19 protein-coding genes are annotated in these 22,454 nt (G+C 72.4%); 13 read left to right on the forward strand and 6 right to left on the reverse strand.

Going from position 1 to position 22,454, the window contains the following annotated elements:
• Nucleotides 1-72 precede the first annotated feature (72 nt).
• The gene (locus H9641_RS11805) at nucleotides 73-264 is read left to right on the forward strand and encodes a DUF5302 domain-containing protein (protein WP_056648816.1); all 192 of its coding nucleotides are present in this window, start codon (nucleotides 73-75) and stop codon (nucleotides 262-264) included.
• 95 nt (nucleotides 265-359) lie between these two features.
• Here the strand turns inward: H9641_RS11805 and serA are convergent, their stop codons facing one another.
• Both serA and H9641_RS11815 read right to left on the reverse strand, forming a co-directional pair.
• Nucleotides 360-1,559, reverse strand: coding sequence for a phosphoglycerate dehydrogenase (gene serA, locus H9641_RS11810; protein WP_056648818.1), 1,200 nt, complete (start codon nucleotides 1,557-1,559; stop codon nucleotides 360-362).
• Nucleotides 1,560-1,699: 140 nt separating this feature from the next.
• Nucleotides 1,700-3,934, reverse strand: coding sequence for a HelD family protein (locus H9641_RS11815; protein ID WP_318244553.1), 2,235 nt, complete (start codon nucleotides 3,932-3,934; stop codon nucleotides 1,700-1,702).
• Between the two features lie 351 nt (nucleotides 3,935-4,285).
• On the opposite strand from H9641_RS11815, the gene H9641_RS11820 reads away from it, so the two are divergent.
• The 5 genes from H9641_RS11820 (at nucleotide 4,286) to H9641_RS11840 (ending at nucleotide 9,598) form a co-directional block, all read left to right on the forward strand.
• Nucleotides 4,286-5,596 (forward strand): PP2C family protein-serine/threonine phosphatase, encoded by a 1,311-nt coding sequence (locus H9641_RS11820; protein ID WP_318244540.1) that lies wholly within the window; start codon nucleotides 4,286-4,288, stop codon nucleotides 5,594-5,596.
• Nucleotides 5,593-7,341, forward strand: a complete 1,749-nt coding sequence (locus H9641_RS11825; RefSeq protein WP_318244541.1) for a sensor histidine kinase — start codon at nucleotides 5,593-5,595, stop codon at nucleotides 7,339-7,341. The genes H9641_RS11820 and H9641_RS11825 overlap by 4 nt, the downstream gene beginning before the upstream one ends.
• Before the next feature lie 122 nt (nucleotides 7,342-7,463).
• A complete protein-coding gene (locus H9641_RS11830) occupies nucleotides 7,464-7,904 on the forward strand; it encodes a response regulator (protein WP_191803987.1) in 441 nt (146 codons plus the stop codon).
• Nucleotides 7,905-8,133: 229 nt separating this feature from the next.
• Entirely contained in the window at nucleotides 8,134-9,081 is a 948-nt protein-coding gene (locus tag H9641_RS11835; RefSeq protein WP_191803989.1) for a proteasome assembly chaperone family protein, read from the forward strand.
• A 313-nt stretch (nucleotides 9,082-9,394) separates the two neighbouring features.
• Nucleotides 9,395-9,598, forward strand: a complete 204-nt coding sequence (locus H9641_RS11840) for a cold-shock protein (RefSeq protein ID WP_056648823.1) — start codon at nucleotides 9,395-9,397, stop codon at nucleotides 9,596-9,598.
• Between the two features lie 72 nt (nucleotides 9,599-9,670).
• Here the strand turns inward: H9641_RS11840 and H9641_RS11845 are convergent, their stop codons facing one another.
• A complete protein-coding gene (locus H9641_RS11845; RefSeq protein WP_191803991.1) occupies nucleotides 9,671-10,759 on the reverse strand; it encodes a spermidine synthase in 1,089 nt (362 codons plus the stop codon).
• A gap of 116 nt (nucleotides 10,760-10,875) precedes the next feature.
• Here H9641_RS11845 and H9641_RS11850 point away from each other — a divergent pair, with 116 nt between their 5' ends.
• From H9641_RS11850 to H9641_RS11860, 3 genes are read left to right on the forward strand one after another with little or no spacing between them, the layout of a single operon-like run.
• The gene (locus H9641_RS11850) at nucleotides 10,876-11,316 is read left to right on the forward strand and encodes an SAV_6107 family HEPN domain-containing protein (protein ID WP_191803993.1); all 441 of its coding nucleotides are present in this window, start codon (nucleotides 10,876-10,878) and stop codon (nucleotides 11,314-11,316) included.
• A gap of 34 nt (nucleotides 11,317-11,350) precedes the next feature.
• Nucleotides 11,351-12,610 carry a DNA polymerase IV gene (locus H9641_RS11855; protein ID WP_191803995.1) on the forward strand — a complete coding sequence of 420 codons (1,260 nt, stop codon included), beginning with the start codon at nucleotides 11,351-11,353 and terminating at the stop codon, nucleotides 12,608-12,610.
• Nucleotides 12,611-12,648: 38 nt separating this feature from the next.
• Complete coding sequence (locus tag H9641_RS11860) at nucleotides 12,649-13,053, forward strand: DUF3040 domain-containing protein (protein ID WP_191804111.1); 405 nt, start codon at nucleotides 12,649-12,651, stop codon at nucleotides 13,051-13,053.
• Here the strand turns inward: H9641_RS11860 and H9641_RS11865 are convergent.
• Genes H9641_RS11865 through H9641_RS11875 form a run of 3 tightly spaced genes read right to left on the reverse strand, consistent with a single transcriptional unit; the run spans nucleotide 13,001 to nucleotide 17,644 of the window.
• Nucleotides 13,001-15,322 (reverse strand): transglutaminase family protein, encoded by a 2,322-nt coding sequence (locus H9641_RS11865; protein WP_191803997.1) that lies wholly within the window; start codon nucleotides 15,320-15,322, stop codon nucleotides 13,001-13,003. The genes H9641_RS11860 and H9641_RS11865 overlap by 53 nt on opposite strands.
• Complete coding sequence (locus tag H9641_RS11870; protein ID WP_191803999.1) at nucleotides 15,319-16,638, reverse strand: DUF58 domain-containing protein; 1,320 nt, start codon at nucleotides 16,636-16,638, stop codon at nucleotides 15,319-15,321. The genes H9641_RS11865 and H9641_RS11870 overlap by 4 nt, the downstream gene beginning before the upstream one ends.
• A 1-nt stretch (nucleotide 16,639) precedes the next feature.
• The gene (locus H9641_RS11875) at nucleotides 16,640-17,644 is read right to left on the reverse strand and encodes an AAA family ATPase (RefSeq protein ID WP_191804001.1); all 1,005 of its coding nucleotides are present in this window, start codon (nucleotides 17,642-17,644) and stop codon (nucleotides 16,640-16,642) included.
• A gap of 337 nt (nucleotides 17,645-17,981) precedes the next feature.
• Here H9641_RS11875 and mraZ point away from each other — a divergent pair, with 337 nt between their 5' ends.
• The 4 genes from mraZ (at nucleotide 17,982) to H9641_RS11895 (ending at nucleotide 22,385) form a co-directional block, all read left to right on the forward strand.
• Nucleotides 17,982-18,416: a division/cell wall cluster transcriptional repressor MraZ gene (gene mraZ, locus H9641_RS11880; protein WP_191804113.1), complete on the forward strand. Its 435-nt coding sequence runs from the start codon at nucleotides 17,982-17,984 to the stop codon at nucleotides 18,414-18,416.
• Between the two features lie 248 nt (nucleotides 18,417-18,664).
• Nucleotides 18,665-19,687, forward strand: coding sequence for a 16S rRNA (cytosine(1402)-N(4))-methyltransferase RsmH (rsmH, locus tag H9641_RS11885; RefSeq protein WP_191804003.1), 1,023 nt, complete (start codon nucleotides 18,665-18,667; stop codon nucleotides 19,685-19,687).
• A complete protein-coding gene (locus H9641_RS11890; protein ID WP_191804005.1) occupies nucleotides 19,684-20,127 on the forward strand; it encodes a hypothetical protein in 444 nt (147 codons plus the stop codon). Before rsmH ends, H9641_RS11890 begins: the two co-directional genes overlap by 4 nt.
• Nucleotides 20,128-20,627: 500 nt before the next feature.
• The gene (locus tag H9641_RS11895) at nucleotides 20,628-22,385 is read left to right on the forward strand and encodes a peptidoglycan D,D-transpeptidase FtsI family protein (protein WP_191804007.1); all 1,758 of its coding nucleotides are present in this window, start codon (nucleotides 20,628-20,630) and stop codon (nucleotides 22,383-22,385) included.
• Nucleotides 22,386-22,454 lie beyond the last annotated feature (69 nt).

Genomic DNA, 22,454 nt, shown 5'->3' on the forward strand with positions numbered 1-22,454 from the left:
GCGTACGCCAGGCTGGGGGCAGGGGAGCGCCCTCAGGCGTACCCGTTCCACCGAGAGCAAGGAGGCCCGCCGATGACGACGTCGAAGGACGAGACACCAGCGACCACGCCCAGCGAGGACGCGAAGGCGAAGTTCCGCGAGGCGCTGGACCGCAAGAACGCCGCGAGCCACCGCACCGCGGACGGGGGCTCGAACACGGGCACCGTCCACGGTTCGGAGACCGTCGGACCCGTGCAGCGCACGTTCCGCCGCAAGTCCGGCTGAGCCGCGCTGCTGGGCACTGCCCGGCCCGCCTGCTACGACGAAGGGACCGCACCCACGGGTGCGGTCCCTTCGTCGTAGCAGGTCTTCCTAGCGGGTCAGGACAGGACCCGGAGCTTGACGGTCGCGTCCATCGCACGCAGCGCCTCGATCGCGGCCGGCTCGAGCTCCGAGCCGACGTCGGTCACCACGTAGCCGAGCTCGCCGCGGGTCGCGAGCATCTGCCCCTCGATGTTGGTGCCGTGCTCCGCGAGCACGGCGTTGACGGCGGCCAGCACACCCGGGGTGTTGCGGTGCAGGTGCGCGATGCGGCTCACGCCCGTGCTCTGCTCCAGGGCGAGTCCGGGCATGTTGACGCTCAGCGTGGTCGAGCCCGTGGCGAGGTAGTCGCGGAGCTTGCCGGCGACGAACTGGCCGATCGACTCCTGCGCCTCCTCCGTGGACCCACCGATGTGCGGGGTCAGGATGACGTTCGGCAGGCCACGGAGGTCAGACTCGAAGTGGTCGCCGCGCTTCTTGGGCTCCTCGGGGAAGACGTCGATCGCCGCGCCCGACAGGTGACCGGACAGGATGGCCTCGCGCAGTGCCCCCGTGTCGACGACGAAGCCGCGCGAGAGGTTGAGCAGGATCGAGCCCGGGCGCATGCGCGAGAGCTGCTTCTCGCCGAACAGGCCGGCGTTCCCGCCCCGACCGTCCACGTGCAGGGTCACGACGTCGGCGGTCTCGAGGAGCTCGTCGAGGGTGTCCATGCGGCGGGCGTTGCCCAGTGCGAGCTTCTCGGCCGTGTCGTAGAAGATGACCGACATGCCGAGCGCCTCGGCCACGACCGAGAGCTGGGTCCCGATGTTGCCGTAGCCGATGATGCCCAGGGTGCGGCCGCGGACCTCGTGCGCGCCCTCGGCCGACTTGTCCCAGATGCCGTCGTGGAGCGCGCGGTCGCGCTCGGTCAGGCGACGGGTCAGCGCGATGATCTCGGCCAGGGCGATCTCCACGACCGACCGGGTGTTCGAGAACGGGGCGTTGAACGTCGCGACGCCGTGCGAGGCAGCGGCCTTGAGGTCGATCTGGTTGGTGCCGATGCAGAACGCGCCGATCGCGACGAGGTCCGGTGCGGACTCGATGACGCGGGCGGTCACGTTGGTCTTGGACCGGATGCCGAGGATGTTGACGCCCTGGAGCGCCTCGATCAGCTCGGCCTCGTCCATGGCCCCGGATCGCACGGTCACGTCGATACCGGCGGACTCGAAGATCGAGGTGGCGAGTGGGTGCAGGTTTTCGAGGAAGAGGGCGCGTAGCACCTCCCTATGGTGCTCCGAGTTGCCATGAGCACCAAACGAGTCTTGTCCTTCGGACGCCCGGCCCGGACCGCCGGACGCCGTGCGAGCGCCCCGCGCCGTGGCCGCGTACCGGCCGGTCGCCCGGCCGGTACGCGCGCCTCTCAGTCGGCGAACCCGGCGGGCAGGGGCTGGGCGTGCACGACGACGAGCCGCTGGGTGGGCCGTGTCATGGCCACGTACAGGTCGGAGGCGCCCGAGGTCCCGGCGAGGATCTCGGCCGGCTCGACCAGGACGACGGCGTCGAACTCGAGGCCCTTGCTCTGCGTGGGGCTCAGGACCGTCAGGGCTGCGGCGAGCGCGCCGGGGAGGGCAGCGGCCGGACCGGTGAGCAGCGGCGTCGAGCCGTGGGCCTCGACCAGCTGCTCGCGCACCTCGGTCACGCGCCCGGCCGGTGCGACCACCGCGACCCGGCCCGCGCCGTCGGGCCCGACGAACTCCGCGAGGGCCGCACGGACCCGCGCGACGACCTCGTGACCCACACCTGCCCCGCCCTCGACCGGGGCCAGGACGAGCGCGCCCGGGACGTCGCGCGCCGAGGTGAGCGACGACGTCGGGAGGCCCGACGCGGCCGCGAACCGCTGCGCCGTGTCCGCGATCTGGGTGGGTGTGCGGTAGTTGACGGTCAGCGTCGCCTGCCGCCACGCGTCGCGCAGCAGCGGGTCGAGCATGCTCGCCCAGGACCGGGCGCCCGCGAGGGAGGACGTCTGGGCGACGTCGCCGACGATCGTCATGGACCGCGTGGGGCACCGACGCACCAGGGCGCGCCACGCCATCGCGGAGAGCTCCTGTGCCTCGTCGACCACGACGTGCGCGTAGGTCCACGTACGGTCCTGGGCGGCCCGCTCGGCCGTGGTCAGCCGCGATCCGCCGCCGCCGAAGCGGTCCGCGAGGATCTCGGCACCGACGATCCCGCCGCCGGCCCCCGAGGACTCCAGGACCTGGCGCGCGTACTCGAGGTTCGCCGCGCGGTCCGCGGCCTCGGCCTTGGCCTGGGCGCGCGCCGCCTGGTCGTCCTCGCCCAGGAGCTCGGCCGCCTCGTCGAGCAGCGGCACGTCGGCGGGCGTCCAGGGCGAACCCTTGGGACGGGCGAGAGCCGCGCGGTCCGCACGTGACATGTCGGGTGCCGCCTCGGCGAGGCGGTGCGGCTTGACGAACAGGTCCTCGATCAGGCGCTCGGGAGTCAGCGGCATCCAGGCGAGGTTGAGCGCGATCCGGATCTCGCGCTGGCGTCGCAGGTCGTCGATCACCTCGGCCCGCTCCTCGGGCGCGACCGGCCCGCCGAGCTCGGCCAGGTACTGGTCGGCGAGCCGGCCCAGCATCTCGCGGACGAACGGGACCCGCGCGAGGTTGTGCGGCTTGTGCGTGCGGTGGGCCTTGGCGATCGCGTCGCGCACGTCGGAGCGTCGGACCACCAGGTCGTGCCCGTCGATGCGCAGGTGCTGGTCCTCGGCGGGCACGCGCTGGCGCGCGCGGACCGCCCGCTGGACGATCCTGGCCCAGGACGCGCGGCCCTTGATGCGGGCCACCTCGGGAGACTCCTCGCCGTCGGCGACGAGTCCCGGGAGCAGCTCGGCGATCGTCGTGCTCACGACCCCGGTCTCGCCGAGCGAGGGCAGGACCTGGTCGATGTAGTGCAGGAAGGACAGGCTGGGGCCGACCAGCAGGACGCCCGAGCGCTCGAGCAGCCGGCGGTGGGCGTACAGCAGGTAGGCCGCGCGGTGCAGCGCGACGGCGGTCTTGCCCGTCCCCGGTCCGCCCTGGACGACGAGCGCTCCCGCGAGCTCGGAGCGGATGATCGCGTCCTGCTCGGCCTGGATCGTCGCGACGATGTCGCCCATCCGGCTCGTCCGCCCGGCCGCCATCGCGGCGAGCAGGGCTCCCTCGCCCGAGAGCGAGGACTGCGTGGCCGCGTCGGACGACAGGTCGAGGACCTCGTCCTCGAGCCCGGTCACGTTGCGTCCCTTGGTCACGAGGTGCCGACGGCGTCGCACCCCGTCGGGGTGGGCGGCGGTCGCCCTATAGAAGGCCTGGGCGGCAGGAGCCCGCCAGTCGGTCAGGATCGAGGCGTGGTCCTCGTCGGACAGGCCGATCCTGCCGACGTAGCGCGTCGTGCCGTCGTCGAGGTCGAGGCGCCCGAAGGTCAGGCGTTCCTCGACGGACTCGAGCTGAGCGAGCCTGTCCTCGTAGAGGGTCGCGAACGCGTCGCGCTCGCTGCGGTTCTGGGGGGAGCCCGAGGGGCCGCCGCGGCGGACGCCTGCGAGGCGGGCCCGGGTCGCGGCGCGGAGCTCGTCGAGGCGGCCGTAGAGCGTGTCGACGACGACCTGCTCCTTGCCGATCTCCTCCTGCCGTCCGGAGGGCTGGTGGTCCGGCGTGGCCGGGACCTGTCCGTCCGGAGCCCGTGTCCCGCTCGTCCGGTCGCTCGTCTCGCGCACCCTGATCCGTCCTGTCCTCTGGTCCCACGTGGCCCGCTCGCGCACCCCCGCGATGCAGCCGTCCATTATTGCCGATCCGCGCGGTCTCGGGTGCCATCCGACCGAGGCGCGGACCGGGGCGCGGACCTGCCGCTCGCCCGTCGGTGCCGGTGTGCCCGGCACGCCGGGCGGCACAGGAGGTCCCTCCGCATCCCACCGCGAGGCAGCGCTGTCCTCTACGATCGGGAACCATGGCGAGAGTGGGGAGTGCGCGTCGTGGTGACTGACCCGGTGCCGCCCCGTGCGCAGGACGGGGCCCCTGACGTCCTGTCGCCCGAGGACCTGCTGCGGGTCCTGCTCGTCGAGGACGACGACGGGGACGCGATCCTCGTCGAGGCGTTGCTCGAGGACGCGAGCGTCAACGTCGAGCTGCACCGCGCGACCGCGCTCGACGCCGCCCTGGAGAAGCTCGGCCAGCACGACGTGCACTGCATCCTCCTGGACCTCGGTCTGCCGGACGCGGTGGGCCTGTCCGCGGTCGAGCGGCTGCAGTCGCGGCCGAACCCGCCGGCCCTCGTCGTCCTGACAGGGCACACCGGGATCGACCTCGGGGTCCAGGCCGTGGCAGCCGGCGCCGACGACTACCTCGTCAAGGGCGAGGTCGACGGCGACCTCCTCGGCCGCTCGGTGCGGTATGCCGTGCAGCGGCGTCGCTCCAAGGAGCAGCAGCGCGCGCTGTACCGCAGCGAGGTTCGTGCCGCGGAGACGGCGCGCCTCGAGCGCGCCCTCCTGCCCAAGGCACTCGTCTCGGACGAGCGGATCGCGGTCATGGTCGGCTACATCCCGGGGGGCAACGGGCTGCTCGGCGGCGACTTCTACGACGCCGTCGAGCGCAGCGACGGCAGCGTCCTGTGCCTCATCGGTGACGTCGCGGGGCACGGACCCGACGAGGCCGCGCTCGGGGCGACGCTGCGCACGGCCTGGCGCACGCTCGTCCTGTCGGACGTCGCCCCCGACCAGATCCTGCCGCTCGTCGAGCGCGTCCTGGTACCTGAGCGTGCCCGCCCCGAGGTGTTCGTCACGCTGTGCCAGGTCGTCATCTCCGCCGACCGTTCGGGGGTCGACCTCTATCTCGCGGGGCACATGCCGCCGCTGCTCCTGCAGGACTCGTGCTCGGAGCTCCCGACGACGTCGCGCGGTCGGGCGCTCGGCATCCCCGTGGGCGGGGGCTGGAGCGCCGAGCACGTGGAGCTCGAGGCGCCCTGGGCGCTCATGCTCTACACCGACGGGCTCATCGAGGCGACCCTGGCGGAGGATCCGGCGGTCCCCGGGACGGGCTTCGTCCCCGGGGCGCCTGGTCGCCGGGAGCGGTTGGGGGTCGCGGGGCTCCTCGCCGCGGTCGACACGGAGATCACGCACGGGGGTGAGGGGCTCGTCGAGCGCGTCTTCCGCCGCGTCCGAGACCTGCACGGCGGGCCGCTGGCCGACGACGCGGCGGTCCTCGTCGTCGGGTGGGGCGGACCGGACCAGGCAGCCCGCGGCGAGCGGACCGCGACCCTCGCAGACTCCGACGAGTGGTCGCAGTGACGACAGACCCGGCGGCGGCGGGGGGAGCGCCTGCCGAGGGCGAGCCTCGTGCAGCCTCCGCGAGCCCCGCGACGCCCGCGCCGTCCCCGACCCGCACCGACGCTGCGGACGGCAGGCGGCCGGGCACCGACCGCGAGCCCGAGATCCTTGCGAGGACCGCCCCGCAGGGCGCGTCCCTGCGGCGCCGTCTCGGTGTCCTCCTGGTGGTCGCCGCGGCGATCCTCCTCGCGGTCCTCGTGACCTCGGTCGTCGCGCTCGTCAACGTCGTGCGCATCCAGGACGAGGTGACCAACCCCTACTTCACCGCCATCACCCAGGCCGACACGGCCTACATCTCGCTCGTCGACGCCGAGTCGTCGGTGCGGGCCTTCCTCGCGACGGGGGCCGAGGTCAACCTCGAGCCGTTCGAGCGCTCGATCGGCTCGGACGGCTCCGTGTCCCTCCACGACGACGCGACGTCGGAGGTGCTCTCGGTGTCCCCTCCCGTGGCGGCCGCCCTGGACCGGGCGTCGACCGCCATCCACGAGTGGGCGCTGGGGTACGCCCTGCCGTCCGTCCAGAAGGTCCAGGACGGCGCCCCGGACGCCGTGACGACCGACGACAAGCTCGAGGGCGCCCGACTGTTCGACGACGCCCGGGTCGCGACGAGGGACTACATCACCGTCCTGCGTTCCGTCCGGTCGGAGAAGGTCGAGGCGCTCGAGAGCTGGACGCAGGTGCTGTTCGGTTCGGTCGTCGTCCTCGTCCTCGCTGCGCTGCTCGTGGGCGCGGTCCTGTGGAGCGTGCTCAAGCGATGGATCACCGAGCCCGTGACCTCCCTCGCCCACCAGGTCCGGGTCGTCAGCGGCGGTCGGCTGCGGCAGCCGGTCGCGGTCAGCGCACCCGGCGAGATCGGGGCGCTCGCGATCGACATCGAGCACATGCGTCAGGAGCTCGTGAGCCAGGTGGCCGAGATCCGCGCCTCGCACGAGGAGGTCGAGCTCTCCCACGAGCTGCTCGCGGCCCAGGCCCAGGAGCTCGAGCGGTCGAACCGTGACCTCGAGCAGTTCGCCTACGTCGCCTCGCACGACCTCCAGGAGCCGTTGCGCAAGGTCGCGTCGTTCACCCAGCTGCTGCAGAAACGGTACGGCGGACAGCTCGACGACCGCGCGGACCAGTACATCGAGTTCGCGGTCGACGGCGCCAAGCGCATGCAGCGGCTGATCCAGGACCTGCTCGGGTTCTCGCGCGTCGGGCGGACCGGGACCGAGCGGGTCCAGGTCGACCTCGAGAAGGCGCTCGCGGTGGCCCTGTCGGACCTCGAGGACAAGATCGCCGCGACGGGAGCCGTCGTGACGCACGACCCGCTCCCGACGGTGCGGGGAGAGAAGGCGCTGCTCGAACAGCTCCTCGTCAATCTCGTGGGCAACGCGATCAAGTTCCGCGACCCGGAGCGTCCGCCGGTCGTCCACGTCGGCGTCCGGGCGAGCGAGCGCTCGTGGGAGCTGAGCGTGGTCGACAACGGGATCGGGATCGACGCGCAGTACGCCGAACGGGTGTTCGTCATCTTCCAGCGGCTGCACCCCAAGGACGTCTACGAGGGGACGGGGATCGGCCTCGCGCTGTGCAAGCGGATCGTGGAGTACCACGGCGGCCGCATCTGGCTCGAGCCGACCGAGGGCGGCGGGACGACGGTCCGGTTCACGATCGCGCACGCCTACGATCCCTCCGCCGCTGGCCACCGGCCCTCGCCGGACGCTCCGTAGCCGACCGGGCCCGCGACCTCGCGCCACGTGCTGAGACGTGGAGGCACGCTCGTCGACTAGGCTCGCGGCGTGGCCCCGGAGGACCGGGGCGACCTGGGGACGACGGACTGCGGGGACACGGCATGAGCAACGGGCACAAGGTGATCGACGTCCTGCTGGTCGAGGACGACCCGGGCGACGTCCTGATGACGCGTGAGGCGTTCGAGGACCACAAGGTCACGAACCGGCTCTCGGTCGTCAGCGACGGTGTCAGCGCGATGGCCTTCCTGCGCAAGGAGGGGGAGTACGCGGACGCGCCCACCCCGGACCTGATCCTGCTGGACCTGAACCTCCCGCGGATGGACGGGCGCGAGGTCCTCGGCGAGCTCAAGTCGGACCCGGCCCTCCGGCAGATCCCCGTGGTCGTGCTCACGACGTCGGAGGCCGAGGAGGACGTCGTCCGTTCCTACTCGCTGCACGCGAACGCCTACGTGACCAAGCCCGTCGACTTCGACCGGTTCATCGACGTCGTCCGTCAGATCGACGACTTCTTCGTCACCGTGGTCCGCCTCCCCGGTCGCTGAGACGACGGGCGACGCCCCGAGCAGGTGCGTGCCGGCGTGCTCGCGCCCCGTGGCACGGCACGCTCCGGGCGTACGGAGGGGAGGGCCTCGTGCCGGGAAGGTTCCGGCGGTGCGTGGTGTTGTCCTGATCGAACCGCCGACGAGCGGGCTGCGCGGGGACCTTCACGGTCCCGGTCGGCTCCCCGCCCCGGCGGGCGGCAGGGATCGCACGACGACGGAGGAGCTTCTGGTGTTGGACCCACGAGGGATCTACGAGGTGGACGAGGCCGCGGTGGCGCGCGTCCTGCCCGCGGCGACGCATGCACAGGAGGGGACCTCGCTCCGCGCGGTCGGCCCGGTCCTGCTGCACTCGGTGCGCGGGTTCGTGGACGCCGGCACGGCCGGTGACCTCGCGGTCGAGCACCTTCTCGAGGAGTTCGAGGTCACACGCCTGGTCACGTTCGATGTGGACCAGCTCCTCGACTACCGCTCGAAGCGCGTGACGATGGTCTTCGACGCGGACCGGTGGGCCTCGTACGACGAGCCGTTCCTCGCGATCGATCACGTGCGCGACGCCGAGGGGACGGGCTTCCTGCTCCTCCACGGTATCGAGCCGGACCTCCAGTGGGAGCGCGTGGTCGCCGCGCTGCGCGAGCTCGTGCAGCGCTTCGACGTCTCGCTCGTCGTGGGCTTCCACGGCATCCCCATGGGCATCCCGCACACGCGTCCCCTCTCGGTGACGGCGCACGCGACCCGGCGCGAGCTGATCGAGGACCACACGTCGTGGTTCGGCACGGTCAAGGTCCCTGGCTCGTTGGCCGCGCTGCTCGAGCTGCGTCTCGGGGAGTCGGGGCACGACGCCCTGGGGTTCACGGTCCACGTCCCGCACTACCTCGCGCAGTCGCCGTTCCCGCCGGCGGCGGTCGTCGCCCTTGAGAACGTCCAGCGGTCGACGGGTCTCGACCTGCGCGTCGCGGCGCTCGCGGACGCGTCCCAGGAGGCCGTCCAGGAGGTCGAGCGGCAGATGGCAGAGTCCGAGGAGGTCACGGCCGTGGTGCGCGCGCTCGAGGAGCAGTACGACGCGTTCGCCCGCTCGGTGGGCCGCACGAGCCTGCTCGCGGACTCCGCTCCCATCCCGACGGCGGACGAGCTCGGGGCCGAGTTCGAGCGCTTCCTCGCCCAGCAGGGTGGCGAGTGACCGGTCCCTCGCGGAGGTTCTGCGGAGGTTGTGGGGACGAATCACGGTATTTCCCGGCGTTTGACGTGGCGAACCTCACCTTGACCGTGCAAAACTAGGTCTCGTTGCAGTGACGTGCTCGAGACATGCCTTCGCGTGAACCGGTGTCGACGCAGCAGGATCCCGGTCCGCCGGGGTCGTGCCTGTCCAGCCGGCGGTCGCCACGACCGGAACCACGCGGAGCGGGTCGCGGGTCCGGCTGCGACGGCTCGATGAACGGGCGAAGGGTCCGTTCGCGGATGTCCCCGGTTGGACAGAAGGTACGAGGAACAGCATGGCGCAGGGTTCTGTGAAGTGGTTCAACGCTGAGAAGGGCTATGGGTTCATCGCCCAGGACGACGGCGGAGCCGACGTCTTCGTCCACTACTCGGCGATCGAGGCCCAGGGCTACCGGTCGCTCGAAGAGGCTCAGCGTGTCGAGTTCGAGATCACCCAGGGGCCCAAGGGCCCGCAGGCGGAGAACGTCCGCCCGCTCTGATCTCCCTGATCTTCTCCCGGTTCTCGCGAGCCGGATCCGGAGGCCGCACCCCCAGGGGTGCGGCCTCCGGTGTCATGAGGTCCCAGGCCCGACGACGTCGCGCGAGGCCGCGTCGGACGCACCTGGGCGGGTGGCGCCGTCGGGCACGGGGAGCGGGAGATCGTCCTCGAGCGGGACCGCCGTGCCCGTGAAGCGTCGTACCTCTTCCCCGGCGAGGAGGGTCGCGGGGACCGGGAGGCTGCGCAGGGCGCGCGCCAGGCCCGGGTCGTCGAGCCCGAACGGCACGGGGTCGTCCTGGGCCGCCTGGTTCTCGTCGGCGGAGGTCGCGTCGTCGACCGGGCGCACGACGACCAGGACGAGGTTCCCGTAGCGGCGCCCCTTGAGCTGACCCGGTTCGGCGATCAGTCCGATCCGGCCCTCGGTGGTTGCGCCCGTCGAGAACGGGGTGAGGGCCGCGGCAGCGGTCGCGAGCTCTCTGCGGACCAGCGCGAGCGGCGGCCGGTCCGCGCAGTTGGCGAGGTAGACGCCGCCGGGGCGCAGGACGTGCAGCGCCTCGCGGACGAAGCCGACCGTCGTGACGTGCGCGGGAGTGGTGTCACCCGCGAAGACGTCGCGCACCACGACGTCGACGCTCGAGTCCGGCAGCGTCGCGAGCTCGGCCCGGGCGTCTCCGGCGCGCAGCCGGAGCCGCGGTGCGCGGGGGAGGGCGAACCACTCACGGACACGGGCGACGAGGTCGGCGTCGAGGTCCACCGCGATCTGGCGCGAGTCCGGCCGTTCGTGCTCGACGTAGCGCGCGAGCGTGCAGCCTGCCGCGCCGAGGTGCACGACACGCAGCGGTCCTGCCGGGAGGGCCCCCAGGACCGCGGCCATCTGCTGCATGTACTCGAACGTCAGGAGGCCCGGGTCTGCGAGGTCCAGGTGCGAGCTGGCGACGCCGTTGACCATGAGCGTCACGCCCGTGCTGCCGTCCGGGTCGGGGACCAGCTCGGCCGTCCCGGTCGATGTCTGGACCTCACCCGCGGGGAGCTCGTGGACGCTCTCCGCACCGCGAGGCCGGGTGCCGCCTCGAGCCCGCCGAGGGGCCGGGGAGGGCTCTGTGGGTGCCGAGGTGGATGCTGGGGAGCGACGGGACGTCCGTCGGGAGGACTTGCGAGGCATGGGTCCACCGTAGGGGCATCGCGCGGGCGGGTCGGCGTCGGACAGGCGGACGGCCCGCCCGGACGGATTGACTTTCGTCGAACAGGTGTTCGATAGTTGACTTCGGAGGTGTTGAGATGACTACGCAGCACAGGGTCTCGCCGGGTGCGCTCGCCCCTGACGTCGCTCGGCTCCTCGCGCGGGCCGACGCCGAGATCATCGCGGCGAACCTCGCGGCAGACCCGGCAGAGCGGTTCGTCCACGCCCACCTCGGGGCTCTGCGCGCCGCTGCGGCGGTCGTCGCGCTGCGGGGCAGGCCCTCCGCGCGCTCCCGGGCCCGCTCGGTCTGGGACCTGCTGGCCGTCGTCGAGCCTGGTCTCGCGGCCTGGTCGGTCTACTTCGCGGGCGGGGCACGGATCCGGGCGGCGGTGGACGCCGGGAGGTTCGACGCGGTCGACCCTGGGCGCGCCGAGGAGATCATGGTCTGCGCCGAGGACTTCCGTGACGAGGTCGCGATGATCATCGACCCGGACGCAGGGTTCGTCCGGCATCCCACGCTCCGGGTCGTGGCCTCGTGACGGGCAGGCCCCTCCTCGAGGGGGCAGGTGTTCCGTGAGCCGCGGCCCGCGCTCCGCCCAGGCGCACCGGGACTGGGGGACGGACGAGACGGGGTGCTCCGTCCTGCACGTCGACATGGACGCCTTCTTCGCCTCGGTCGAGCTCCGCCGTCGACCTGAGCTGAGGGGGCGCCCGGTCGTGGTCGGCGGGTCGGAACGCAGCGTGGTCCTCGCGGCCACGTACGAGGCTCGCGCCTTCGGCGTCCACTCGGCCATGCCCATGGCTCTCGCCCGGAGGCTGTGCCCGCAGGCCGTCGTGCTTCCTCCGGACCACCGGGCGTACCAGGAGGCCTCGCGGGCGGTCATGGAGATCGTCCACGAGGTCACGGCGCTGGTCGAGCAGATCAGCATCGACGAGGCCTTCCTCGACGTGAGCGGAGCCCGGCGCCGGCTGGGTGCCCCCACGGTGATCGCGAGGAACCTCCGTGAGCGCGTGCAGGCAGAGGTGGGCATCACGTGCTCGGTGGGGATCGCCACGACCAAGTTCGTCGCGAAGCTCGCCTCGACGCACGCCAAGCCCGACGGCATGATGCTGGTGCCTGCCGCCGCGACCGTTCCGTTCCTGCGGACGCTTCCGGTCGGCGCGCTGTGGGGCGTGGGGGAGCGGACCGAGAAGCTGCTCGCCGACTGGGGCATCACGACGGTCGCCGAGCTCGCGGACACCGAGGTCTCGGCCGTGCAGGCGGCCGTGGGCAAGGCCGCGGGCGCGCACCTCCACGACCTCGCGTGGGGCAGGGACCCGCGTCCCGTCGAGCCCGGGCGTGCCGAACGGAGCATCGGTGCCGAGACGACCTTCGAGCACGACCTGTACGACTCCGCGGTGATCGGCTCGGCCCTGCTGGGGCTCGCAGACCGGTGCGGCGCGCGGCTGCGGCACCAGGGGCTCGTGGCACGGACCGTCAGCGTCAAGGTCCGAACGTCGGACTTCCGGACCCTCACGCGTTCGAGGACCCTGCGTGCTCCGACGGACGTCGCGCAGGAGATCCACCAGGTGGCCCGCGAGCTCGTCGAGTCGGTGGACCGCAGGGGTCTCCCGGTGCGGCTCGTCGGGGTGAGGGCGGAGAACCTCGAGGCCCGGAGCACCTCGACGCTCCAGCCCACCCTCGACGAGGCGGTGCAGGAGGAGGCAGGGACGCGGCGCGCGGCCGAGGAGACGCTCGACCGGATCCGTGACCGTTTCGGGGTGAATTCGATCGGTCCGGCGTCCACCCGTCGACGCTCGACTACCACCAGGGCGGATGTCGATCTATCCTGAGAGGGACACACTTCAACTGCTGACACCCGGGGGTGCCCATGCCTCTGTCTGAGTACGAGCAGCGCGTACTGGAACAGATGGAAAGAGCGCTGACCTCGGATGATCCGCGGTTGGCGACCACACTTCAGTCCACGCCCCGCAAGTCCGGCCTGCGCTATGTCGCGGCAGGGATCGGCGTGGTCGGCGGACTCCTCCTCCTCGTCGTCGGGGCGGCCACGGCCAACCCGTGGCTCGGGGTGGCCGGGTTCGTCGTGATGTTCGCGGGGGTGGCCTTCGCCTTCTCCGCACCGCGCAAGCGCGCGAGCGGCCCGGTGGGCGTCGTCGACGGAGACGGGAAGGTCACGCCGCCCCGCGGCACCACCAAGAGCTCACCCTCCGGTCAGGGCTTCCTCACCCGACTGGAAGAGCGCTGGGACCGTCGACGTGAGCAGGGCGGTCGCTGAGTCCCTCGCGGACGCCGGTGACCACCTGCTTGAGCAGCGAGGTGAGCGTCTCCGCCCCGGGCGACTGCCAGGTGCGGGCGTAGCGCTCGGCCTCGACGGCTGACGTGAGCGTCACCAGCGCGTCCGTCGTCGACACGGGAAGCTGCCTTCCGGTGCGTGCGACCACCTGGGCGACCACGAGAGCCGGCACGTTGCGCAGCGTCGCCGAGGCGGGCCAGCGGATGTCCAGGTCGCCGAGGCGTTCCGTGAGTTCTGCCCAGGTGCTCTCGACGTCCGGCGTGGAGTCGGGTTCTGTACGACGGCGCACGATCAGCCAGGCGAGCGCCGACAGTGCCAGGAGGACCGCCAGGGCGCTCGCGCCGATGATCCAGGTCCGCTGCATGCCGTCCTGCGTGTTCCCGGTCCCGCTGCTGAGGTCGGGAGCAGGGCCGGTCGTGGGTGCTGTGGTGTTGGGTGCGTTCGGCGTCGCGGCGTTCGTCGGGACCTCGCCAGGATCCGCAGGTGCCGGCGCGTTGTTGGCGGCGAGGAGAGGGTCGGCCCACGAGGGGACCGCGCCCGCCTGGACCGCCGGTGTCGGTTCGAAGCGCACCCAGCCCTGGCCGGGGAAGTAGAGCTCGGGCCACGCGTGCGAGTCCTTGCCCGTGACCTCGAAGAGGTTGTCGCTCGTCCGCTCGCCGGGCAGGAAGCCGACGGCCATGCGTGCAGGGATCCCGATGGACCTGGCCATCATCGTCATCGAGGTCGCGAACTGCACGCAGTAGCCCTGTCGGTCCTGCAGGAAGTTCCACACGGTGTCGTCGGTCTGACCGTCAGGGACCTCGGTCGAGTAGGTGAACCGGCTCCCGTCGCGGAAGTAGGACTGCAGCGCGACGGCCGCGTCGTAGCGGTTGTCCGTCTCGGCGGTGATCTCGGTCGCGAGGGCGCGGATGTCCTCCTCGTGGGAGGAGGCCGGGACCTCGAGCAGGTTCGGGTCGTCGAGGTCGCCGCCCTCGCTGGCGCGCAGCGCCTGGGCGGTCAGGTCGCGCGGGTGCACCACGAAGGAGTACTCCATCCCTGGTTCGGTCGCCTGGTTCCCCGTGACCTCGTCGCGGGCGTCGTCGTAGAACCACTCGCCAGGGGCGGCGACCGTCCGGGGTTCGGTCGGCAGGACGAGCCGTTCGTCGCGCAGCGTCCGGAGCGTGACGTCGACCTGGCTAGGCTCGCCGGCGGCGGTGCCCGCGTCGTCGGGCCACAGGATGTTCGACTCCTCGACCTGGGGCCCCTGGCGGGCGTCGCCGCGTCGCCAGTTGCGCCCGTCGAACCCGGTCAGCGTGAACATCCGCAAGGGTCCGACGTCCGTGCTGCTGGTGTCGTTCGCACGGTCCTCCGGGAACTCGTAGGTCAGGGCGACCTCCTCCGAACGGGCCTTGAGGTTGCTCTCCATGTCGAGGTCGCTGGCCAGCCGGACGGTGGGGCCCGCGCTCGTGAAGAAGGCCGTCCACGGCGACCGCACGATCTGGGGGAGCGCGCCGGCGGCGGAGCCTGCCACGAGGGCGACCAGCGCGATCGCGAGGGTCGCGGCGAGCGTGGTGCTCGCGCGCAGCGCCCGGGTGGCACGGTCGACGGTCTGGACGGCCGCGCCGGAGGTCCGGCGGACGGCCCGGTGCGGGTTGTCGACGGCGACCAGCAGGAGCAGCGCTGTGACCGTGACGACGAAGACGGCGGGCGGGACCGCGCCCTCGATGACCAGCGGAGGGATCCACAGGGCCAGCAGGGGCAGGCCGGCGGCGGCAGGAAGCCGGAGCCCACCCGCGATCAGGTCGGTCAGGAGGAAGACGAGGGCGGCACCGCCGACGGCGATTAGGACGAGGGGGAACGACGGTTCGATCGGTGAGGTCTCGGTGGCGATGAGCTGTCGGCCTGCCGCGAAGCGGGCGAGGATCCTGTCGAGGCTCGCGCTGCTGATCGCCAGGTCGATCCCACGGGACGTGACCCCGCCGAAGACGGCCAGCAGCCCCCAGGCACCGACGAGCAGTCCCGCGACCGTCGGTACGAGCGAGCGTGCGCGTGCCGACGAGGCCGACGGGCGCGTCTCGAGGAGCGCTCGGGTGGCCCAGGTGACCAGGCCGAGGACCAGCACGAAGACGGTGCCGGTGCGGGTCCACGTCCCAGGCCCGATCAGCACGGTCAGGGCGTGGAACGACGCGACGGTCGCGACGAGGACCAGCGCGGTGGTGGTCGTGGTCCGCACCAGGTCGGCGCGCCGGGTGCTGATGGTCGGGGTGGTCACCGGTGCTCCTCCATGAGCCTGTCCCAGGCCTGGTCGATCGATGTGAGCTGCGGGTCGACGTGCACGGCGTGCCACCCCGTCGCGCGCAGCGCGCCCAGCGACTCCTCCAGGTCGGGCGAGTCGTGCGGCCCGACGACGAACGCCCAGTGGTTCCCGTCGCCCGCCATCGCGGCGACCGCCTGCCGGGCGAGCGGCCCGAGGGGCGCGAGGATCGCGACCGTCAGCTCCGCGGGGCGCCTGGTGCTGCGCAGCGCGTCGGCGGTCGCGATCAGCCCGGCCTCGGCGTTCCGGCGGCTCGAGTGACCCTGCAGGTCGACGGTCTGGTCGAGGAGCTGGGCCGTGCCCTCGGACCGGCGTCCGGGCGAGTACGGGATCGCCTCGACCGCCGGGGCACCCGTCGAGGCGACGAGGCGGACGGGGTGACCTGCGGCGAGCAACGAGACGCCGACGGACGCGGCGGCCTCGACGGCCCACTCCCCGTCCTCGGCTGCCGACGTGGACCGGGCCGTCCCCGGCGGAGGCAGGGTCGACCGGTCGAGGAGCACGGTCACGGGCGGCATCCCGGCGCTCTCGTCCGTGCGCACCATGAGCTGTCCGCGCCGGGCTGCGGTCGCCCAGTGCACGCGGCGCGGGTCGTCGCCGGCGACGTAGTCGCGCAGCACGCTGTCGTCGCTCGACGACGTCCGCGCGCCGTGGGCCGAGCGCGCGAACTCCCCGAAGGCGCGTGCACCACGCACCGAGAGGTCGGTCGTGCGTGGCCACACCGTGACGGTGCTCGGCGCGCCCAGGGGCTGGGCCGCACGCACGAGGCCGAACACGTCGACGCGGCTGGTCAGCACGGGGCCGAGGGCCCAGCGTCCGCGGTGCTGGGGGCGCAGGCGGTAGCGCACGGCGATCCGATCGGGGTGCGTCACGACCTGAGCGCGCAGCGCGTCCTGCTCGCAGAGCTCCCCGGCGGCCTGCTCGCTGATCTGCAGGCGTGCGAGCCGCCCGAGCGCCGTCGCCGTCGGGTGGACGGGGGCCACGACGAGCCGGGTGGTGACCTGGTTCCCGCGGACCGCGGGGTCGGGCTCGACCTTGCGGCCGACCTGGAGGGCGCCACGGCCGCGGTCGATGCCACGCACGGCCATCCACACCCAGGACGAGAGGACCGCGAGGGCCCCGGCCGCCCCGAGCCCCACGACGTCGCGCAGCCCCAGAGCCGATCCGACGGCGATCAGCACGATGCCCGCGCCGAGGACGGCGCTGCCTCGGACGGTGGGCCGGACCCGGGCGAGGCCTCGCGGGCGCCGGGGCAGCATGCGGGCGCCCGGCATGTCAGCGGCTGTCCGTCGACGTGTAGGCGGGGATCGGTGTGCGCTCGACGATCGAGGCCACCACGTGGGCGGCGGTGTGGCCGGCCAGGCGGGACTCGGTGGACAGGATCAGCCGGTGGGCGAGCACCGGCTGGGCGAGCAGCTGGACGTCGTCCGGCAGGACGTGGTCACGCCCCGCCATGGCCGCGACCGCCTTGGCCGCGCGGAGCAGCTGGAGGGAGGTGCGGGGCGAGGCGCCGAGCTTGAGACCGGGATGCTCGCGCGTCTGGGTGACGAGGGCCAGCACGTACCTCTTGACGGCGGGGGAGGCGAAGACCGAGCGGGCGACCTGCGCGAAGCGCAGGATCGTCGCTCCGTCGACGACGGGGTCGATGTGCTCGAGCGGGGTGTCCGACTCCTGGCGGTCGAGCATCTCGAGCTCGGCCTCGACGTCCGGGTAGCCGACCGTGAGGCGTGCCATGAAGCGGTCGCGCTGTGCCTCGGGCAGAGGGTAGGTGCCCTCCATCTCGACCGGGTTCTGCGTCGCGACCACGAGGAAGGGGCGGGGGAGCGGGTGAGTCGTGCCGTCGACCGTCGTCTGCCCCTCCTCCATGCACTCCAGGAGGGCCGACTGCGTCTTGGGCGACGCACGGTTGATCTCGTCGCCGATGACGATGTTGGAGAACACGGGTCCGGGGCGGAACTCGAAGTCGTGCGTCTGCGTCCGGTAGATGTTGACGCCCGTGAGGTCGCTCGGGAGCAGGTCGGGCGTGAACTGGATGCGGCCCACGTGGCAGTCGATGGTGCGTGCGAGCGCCTTGGCGAGGGTCGTCTTGCCGACGCCGGGCACGTCCTCGAGCAGGAGGTGCCCCTCGGCGAGGAGCACCGCGACGGTGAGGTGGACGAGCTCCGGGCGTCCGGAGATCACCGACTCGATCCGGGAACGGATCCGACCGGTCGCCTCGACGAGCTCGCCGAGCGGATCGAGGCCGTCACGGGACGGGGGAGAGGTGTAGTCGGTGAGCACGAGAAACCTCCGTTGGCCACGCTCGGTGTGCGGACTCGCAAGCCTAGTTGACCATTGTCCCCACTCTCCTCCCCGTCCGGATCCCGAAATGCGCCGAGCTGCCGTGCGCGGTGCGGACGAGCCGGGCGAACGTGAGGAAACGCCGGCCGGCACGGGTTCGTCCGCGTCCGGCACCCCACCGTGTCCTCCACCGTCTGACCTGCGGAGATTGTGCGAAGAGGGGTGAATTGGCGGTGATATCCCGGGCTTCGTGGAGGCATGTGGAGTACTGTGGAGGAAGTGGGAGCAGGAGGGGAGGGCAAGGCGGATGAGCGAGCTGTTCAGCGGTTCCCCGAGCCTGCTTCTCGGCACCTACACCCCCCGTCTGGACGACAAGGGTCGCCTCATCCTCCCCGCGAAGTTCCGCAGCCAGCTCGCGCCCGGGCTGGTGATGACCAGGGGGCAGGAGCACTGCCTCTTCCTCCTGCCGATGGACGAGTTCCGACGCATGTACGACCAGATCCGTCAGGCCCCCGTCACGAGCAAGCAGGCGCGGGACTATCTCCGGGTCTTCCTCTCGGGCGCGAGCGACGAGATCCCGGACAAGCAGGGGCGGATCTCCATCCCGGCTCCGCTCCGGGCGTACGCAGGGCTCGACCGGGAGGTCGCCGTGATCGGCGCCGGCACCCGGGTGGAGATCTGGGACGCCTCGGCGTGGTCGACCTACCTCGCCGAGCAGGAGGCCGGGTACGCCACCACGGCGGAGGAGGTGCTTCCCGCCCTCCGCTTCTGACCGGCAGCACGACCGCACGACCGCACGACGACATGAAGAGCTGGACGACGAGGACCTGACGCTCCCGCAGGACGAGGCCTCCTCCCGCCCGGTCTGGCGCACTTCCCCGGTGCCAGAACGGACGCGGTGGGAGACCTGGTCCGGCGGCGCGGCACGGCTTCACCGGCACCACGTACGACAGGCAGACACCGAGGACCATGCATCACCCCACGAGCAGCACGACGAGCACCGACCAGGAAGGAGGCGTCATGTCCACACCTCGCAGCACGTCAGGAGCGGGAGCGGAGGACCGGCACGTCCCGGTGCTCCTCCAACGGTGCGTCGACCTCCTCGCGCCGGCCCTCGTGGCCCCCGGCTCGGTCCTGGTCGACTGCACGCTCGGCATGGGCGGGCACACCGAGGCCGTCCTGGAGCAGATCCCCACGGCCCGGGTGATCGGCATCGATCGTGACACGCAGGCCATCGCACTGGCCTCCGAACGGCTCGCCCGGTTCGGTGACCGGTTCCAGGCCGTGCACGCGGTCTACGACGAGATCGGCGACGTGATCGCCGACCTCGGCCTGCCGTCCGTCCAGGGGGTGCTGATGGACCTGGGCGTCTCGTCGCTGCAGATCGACGAGTCGGAGCGTGGCTTCTCCTACGCCCACGACGCGCCGCTCGACATGCGCATGGACGCGACCACGGGTCTCACGGCCGCCGACGTCCTCAACACCTACGACGAGCGCGACCTGGTCCGGATCCTGCGGGAGTACGGCGAGGAGCGCTTCGCGCAGCGCATCGCCCGCGCGGTGATCCGCCGCCGAGAGGTCGAGCCGTGGACCCGCAGCGCGGCGCTCGTGGACCTCGTGCGTGCCAACATCCCGGCCGCGACCCGCAAGACCGGCGGCAACCCGGCCAAGCGCACCTTCCAGGCGCTGCGGATCGAGGTCAACGGCGAGCTCGAGGTGCTCGAGCGCGCGGTCCCGGCCGCCGTCGAGGCGCTCGCGGTCGGTGGGCGCATCGTCGTCGAGTCGTACCAGTCCCTCGAGGACCGCATCGTCAAGCGTGAGCTGGCACGCGGTGCGACGTCGAGCGCGCCGGCGGGGCTGCCCGTCGAGCCCGAGACCCACAAGCCGTACCTGAAGCTGCTCGTCCGTGGGGCCGAGGAGGCCCCGGCGGACGAGCTCGAGCACAACCCGCGCTCCGCGTCGGTGCGCCTGCGCGCCGCCGAACGGCTGCGTCCCACACCTGATCACCTGCGACACCGCAACCGAGGGGAGAAGCACTCATGAGCTCACGACAGGCTGCGGCGCGTCCTCTGTCGACGCCGGCCCCCGCCCCTGCCCGCCGTGCGCCCCTCACTGCGCTCCCGGGTGGTGCCGCCGGGCGCTCCTCGCGCCCGCGGCTCGAGGCGGTCCGTGCGCCGCTCCAGGTACGTTCTCGGATTCCGTTCCTCGTCCTGTGCATGTCGATCCTCGCTGCGGCGCTCCTGGGTGCTTTGCTGTTGAACACCACGATGGCCAACGGCTCGTACCAGATGTCGAAGCTCCGGACGGAGGCAGGTGTGCTCGAGCAGGACACGCAGGCTCTCGACGCCCAGCTCCGGGCGGCCCAGACGTCGCTGCCGGACCGCGCGGTCGCGCTCGGGATGGTCGAGTCGGACGTGACCACGATGCTCCGCCTCTCCGACGGTGCGGTCATCGGCGCCCCGGAGGCGGGAAGCACGCCGTGACCGGTGGGACGGGGCGCAGGACCGGCGAGAGCTCGCCGCGTCCTTCCGCGTCGTCCCGGGCGGCGGGCACCACGACCACCGGCTCGGCCCACCAGGGGACGACTCGCCGTTCGCCGGCCACCTCTCGTGAGGGCGCGCCCCGCAGCTCGAGCGGTACGGGAGCTCCTCGCCGCACCTCCGCTCCCGGGGTGGAGCGCGGCTCAGGGTCGGCGACCGCGAGCCAGCGCGACCGGGCCAGCAAGGCCGCCACCGGCAACCCGGCGGGCACGCCGCGCACGACAGGCAAGGCACGAACGACCGGGAAGACGCCGTCGACCGGGAAGACGGCCGTGACCGGCAAGGTCTCCACAGCAAAGCCCCGAGGCGCCTCGACCTCCCCCCGGACGACGACGCTCACGCCGCGTGCCGGAGGCGGGTCGGGCGGCGGACGAGGCGTGGGACGACCTGCGACCGCGGCCGTCGCCAGTCCTGCGCGGCCGGAGAAACGGCAGCGCTGGGTCATGGCCGTCGCGCTCCTGGTCCTGCTCGTCTTCGCCGGCCGCCTCGTCTACCTGCAGGTCGTCATCGGCCCCAGTCTCGCCGCCAGCGCAGAGGCGACGCGTACCCAGTCCCACGTGACCCTCGCGCACCGCGGTGACATCACGGATGCCGACGGCGTGGTCCTCGCCACGTCGATCGACCGGTACACGGTCTCGGCGGACCAGGCGACGATCCCGGACTTCGTCCCCTCGAAGCGGCACACGATCGACGGGAAGGCGGTCGAGGAGAAGGGGGCCGTCGGGCTGGCCAAGCTGCTCGCACCGATCCTGGACCGCTCCGCCCCCGAGCTCGCGGCCGAGCTCAGCGGGACCAACGGGCGCGTGAACCGCAACGTGCTGCTGGCCAAGGGCGTGGTGCCCGAGGTCCAGCGGCAGATCGCCGAGCTCGGGGTCTCGGCCTACATCGGCACGCGGCTCACGACGACCCGGACCTACCCAGCGGGGACCACCGCGGGCAACATCGTCGGGTACGTGGGCGAGGACGAGACGACCGAGAACGTGATCGGCCGCGGCGGGATCGAGGCCGCCTACGACGACCTGCTCACCGGCACACCGGGCAGCGAGAGCTTCGAGCGCGCGGGCGGAGCCGGCGGGGTCCGGATCCCGGGCAGCACGCAGGAGACCGTCGAGGCCGTCCCGGGGAGCTCGGTCGCCCTGACCCTCGTGCGGGACATCGGCTGGAAGGCGCAGGACGCGGTCGACAAGGCCGTGGCCGAGACCGGGGCCGACTACGCGATCGCCGTGGTGCAGGACGTGAAGACCCAGGAGGTCCTTGCGCTCGCCGACTCGGGGGCGATCGACCCGAACGACCGGTCCGACGCGCGCGTCGCGGACGGCAGCCGTGCGGTCAAGGACGTGTTCGCGCCCGGATCGACGGGCAAGGTCATCACGATGGCCGCCGCGATCGAGGAGGGCCTGGCGACCCCCGCGAGCCAGTACGAGGTGAACGACACCTACACGACGGCCAACGGGCAGTCGTTCCGTGACTCGCACTCGCACGCCATGGAGCGCATGACCCTGGCGGGCATCCTCGCGCAGTCCTCGAACACCGGGACGGTCATGGTCGGCCAGGACATCCCCCGGCAGCAGCGCGAGGACTACCTGCGCAAGTTCGGCTTCGGTGCCAAGACGGGCCTCGGCCTCCCCGGCGAGTCCGCGGGCATCCTCGGATCGTCGGACGGCTGGGACGGGCGCAAGGAGTACGAGGTCCTGTTCGGGCAGGGTATCGCCGTCAACGCCGTGCAGGCCACGAGCGTGTTCTCCACGATCGCGAACGGCGGGGTGCGGGTCGCACCGACGCTGCTCAAGGGCACCACGGGGCCCGACGGCGTGTTCGTCCCCGCGCCGGTGCGGGAGACCACGCAGGTCGTCTCGGAGTCGACCGCGGACCAGGTCCTGCACATGATGGAGGCCGTCGTCGAGGAGGGGTCGGGCACCGAGGCGGCGATCGAGGGCTACCGGGTCGCAGGCAAGACGGGCACGGCGGAAGAGGTCGGGGCGGGTGGCGGCCTGACGGACATCATGGCCTCGTTCATCGGTGTGGCCCCCGCGGACGACCCGCAGTACACGGTCGCGGTCTTCCTCAAGAACCCTCGGACCAACATCTTCGGCGGCATGGTCGCGGCGCCGGTGTTCAAGGACCTGATGAGCTTCACGCTCCAGAACCGGAACGTCCCCCCGAGCTCGTCGGTCGAGGCGCCGTACCCGACGACCTGGTGACGGGCGGGCCCGAGGCGAGGTCCGCCGTCGGCGCGGGCGCGCCGCCGAGCGCCGCCCAGGGTTCGCTCG

It is taken from the genome of Oerskovia merdavium, from assembly GCF_014836755.1.
Classification (GTDB): domain Bacteria; phylum Actinomycetota; class Actinomycetes; order Actinomycetales; family Cellulomonadaceae; genus Oerskovia; species Oerskovia merdavium.

Bases quoted from the DNA above. Each gene is read 5' to 3' on its own strand.
- H9641_RS11805 (WP_056648816.1), top strand. From the start codon at position 73: ATGACGACGTCGAAGGACGAGACACCAGCGACCACGCCCAGCGAGGAC.
- H9641_RS11830 (WP_191803987.1), top strand. From the start codon at position 7,464: ATGAGCAACGGGCACAAGGTGATCGACGTCCTGCTGGTCGAGGACGAC.
- H9641_RS11840 (WP_056648823.1), top strand. From the start codon at position 9,395: ATGGCGCAGGGTTCTGTGAAGTGGTTCAACGCTGAGAAGGGCTATGGG.
- H9641_RS11845 (WP_191803991.1), bottom strand. From the start codon at position 10,759: ATGCCTCGCAAGTCCTCCCGACGGACGTCCCGTCGCTCCCCAGCATCC.
- H9641_RS11850 (WP_191803993.1), top strand. From the start codon at position 10,876: ATGACTACGCAGCACAGGGTCTCGCCGGGTGCGCTCGCCCCTGACGTC.
- H9641_RS11860 (WP_191804111.1), top strand. From the start codon at position 12,649: ATGCCTCTGTCTGAGTACGAGCAGCGCGTACTGGAACAGATGGAAAGA.
- H9641_RS11870 (WP_191803999.1), bottom strand. From the start codon at position 16,638: ATGCCGGGCGCCCGCATGCTGCCCCGGCGCCCGCGAGGCCTCGCCCGG.
- rsmH (WP_191804003.1), top strand. From the start codon at position 18,665: ATGTCCACACCTCGCAGCACGTCAGGAGCGGGAGCGGAGGACCGGCAC.
- H9641_RS11890 (WP_191804005.1), top strand. From the start codon at position 19,684: ATGAGCTCACGACAGGCTGCGGCGCGTCCTCTGTCGACGCCGGCCCCC.
- H9641_RS11895 (WP_191804007.1), top strand. From the start codon at position 20,628: ATGGCCGTCGCGCTCCTGGTCCTGCTCGTCTTCGCCGGCCGCCTCGTC.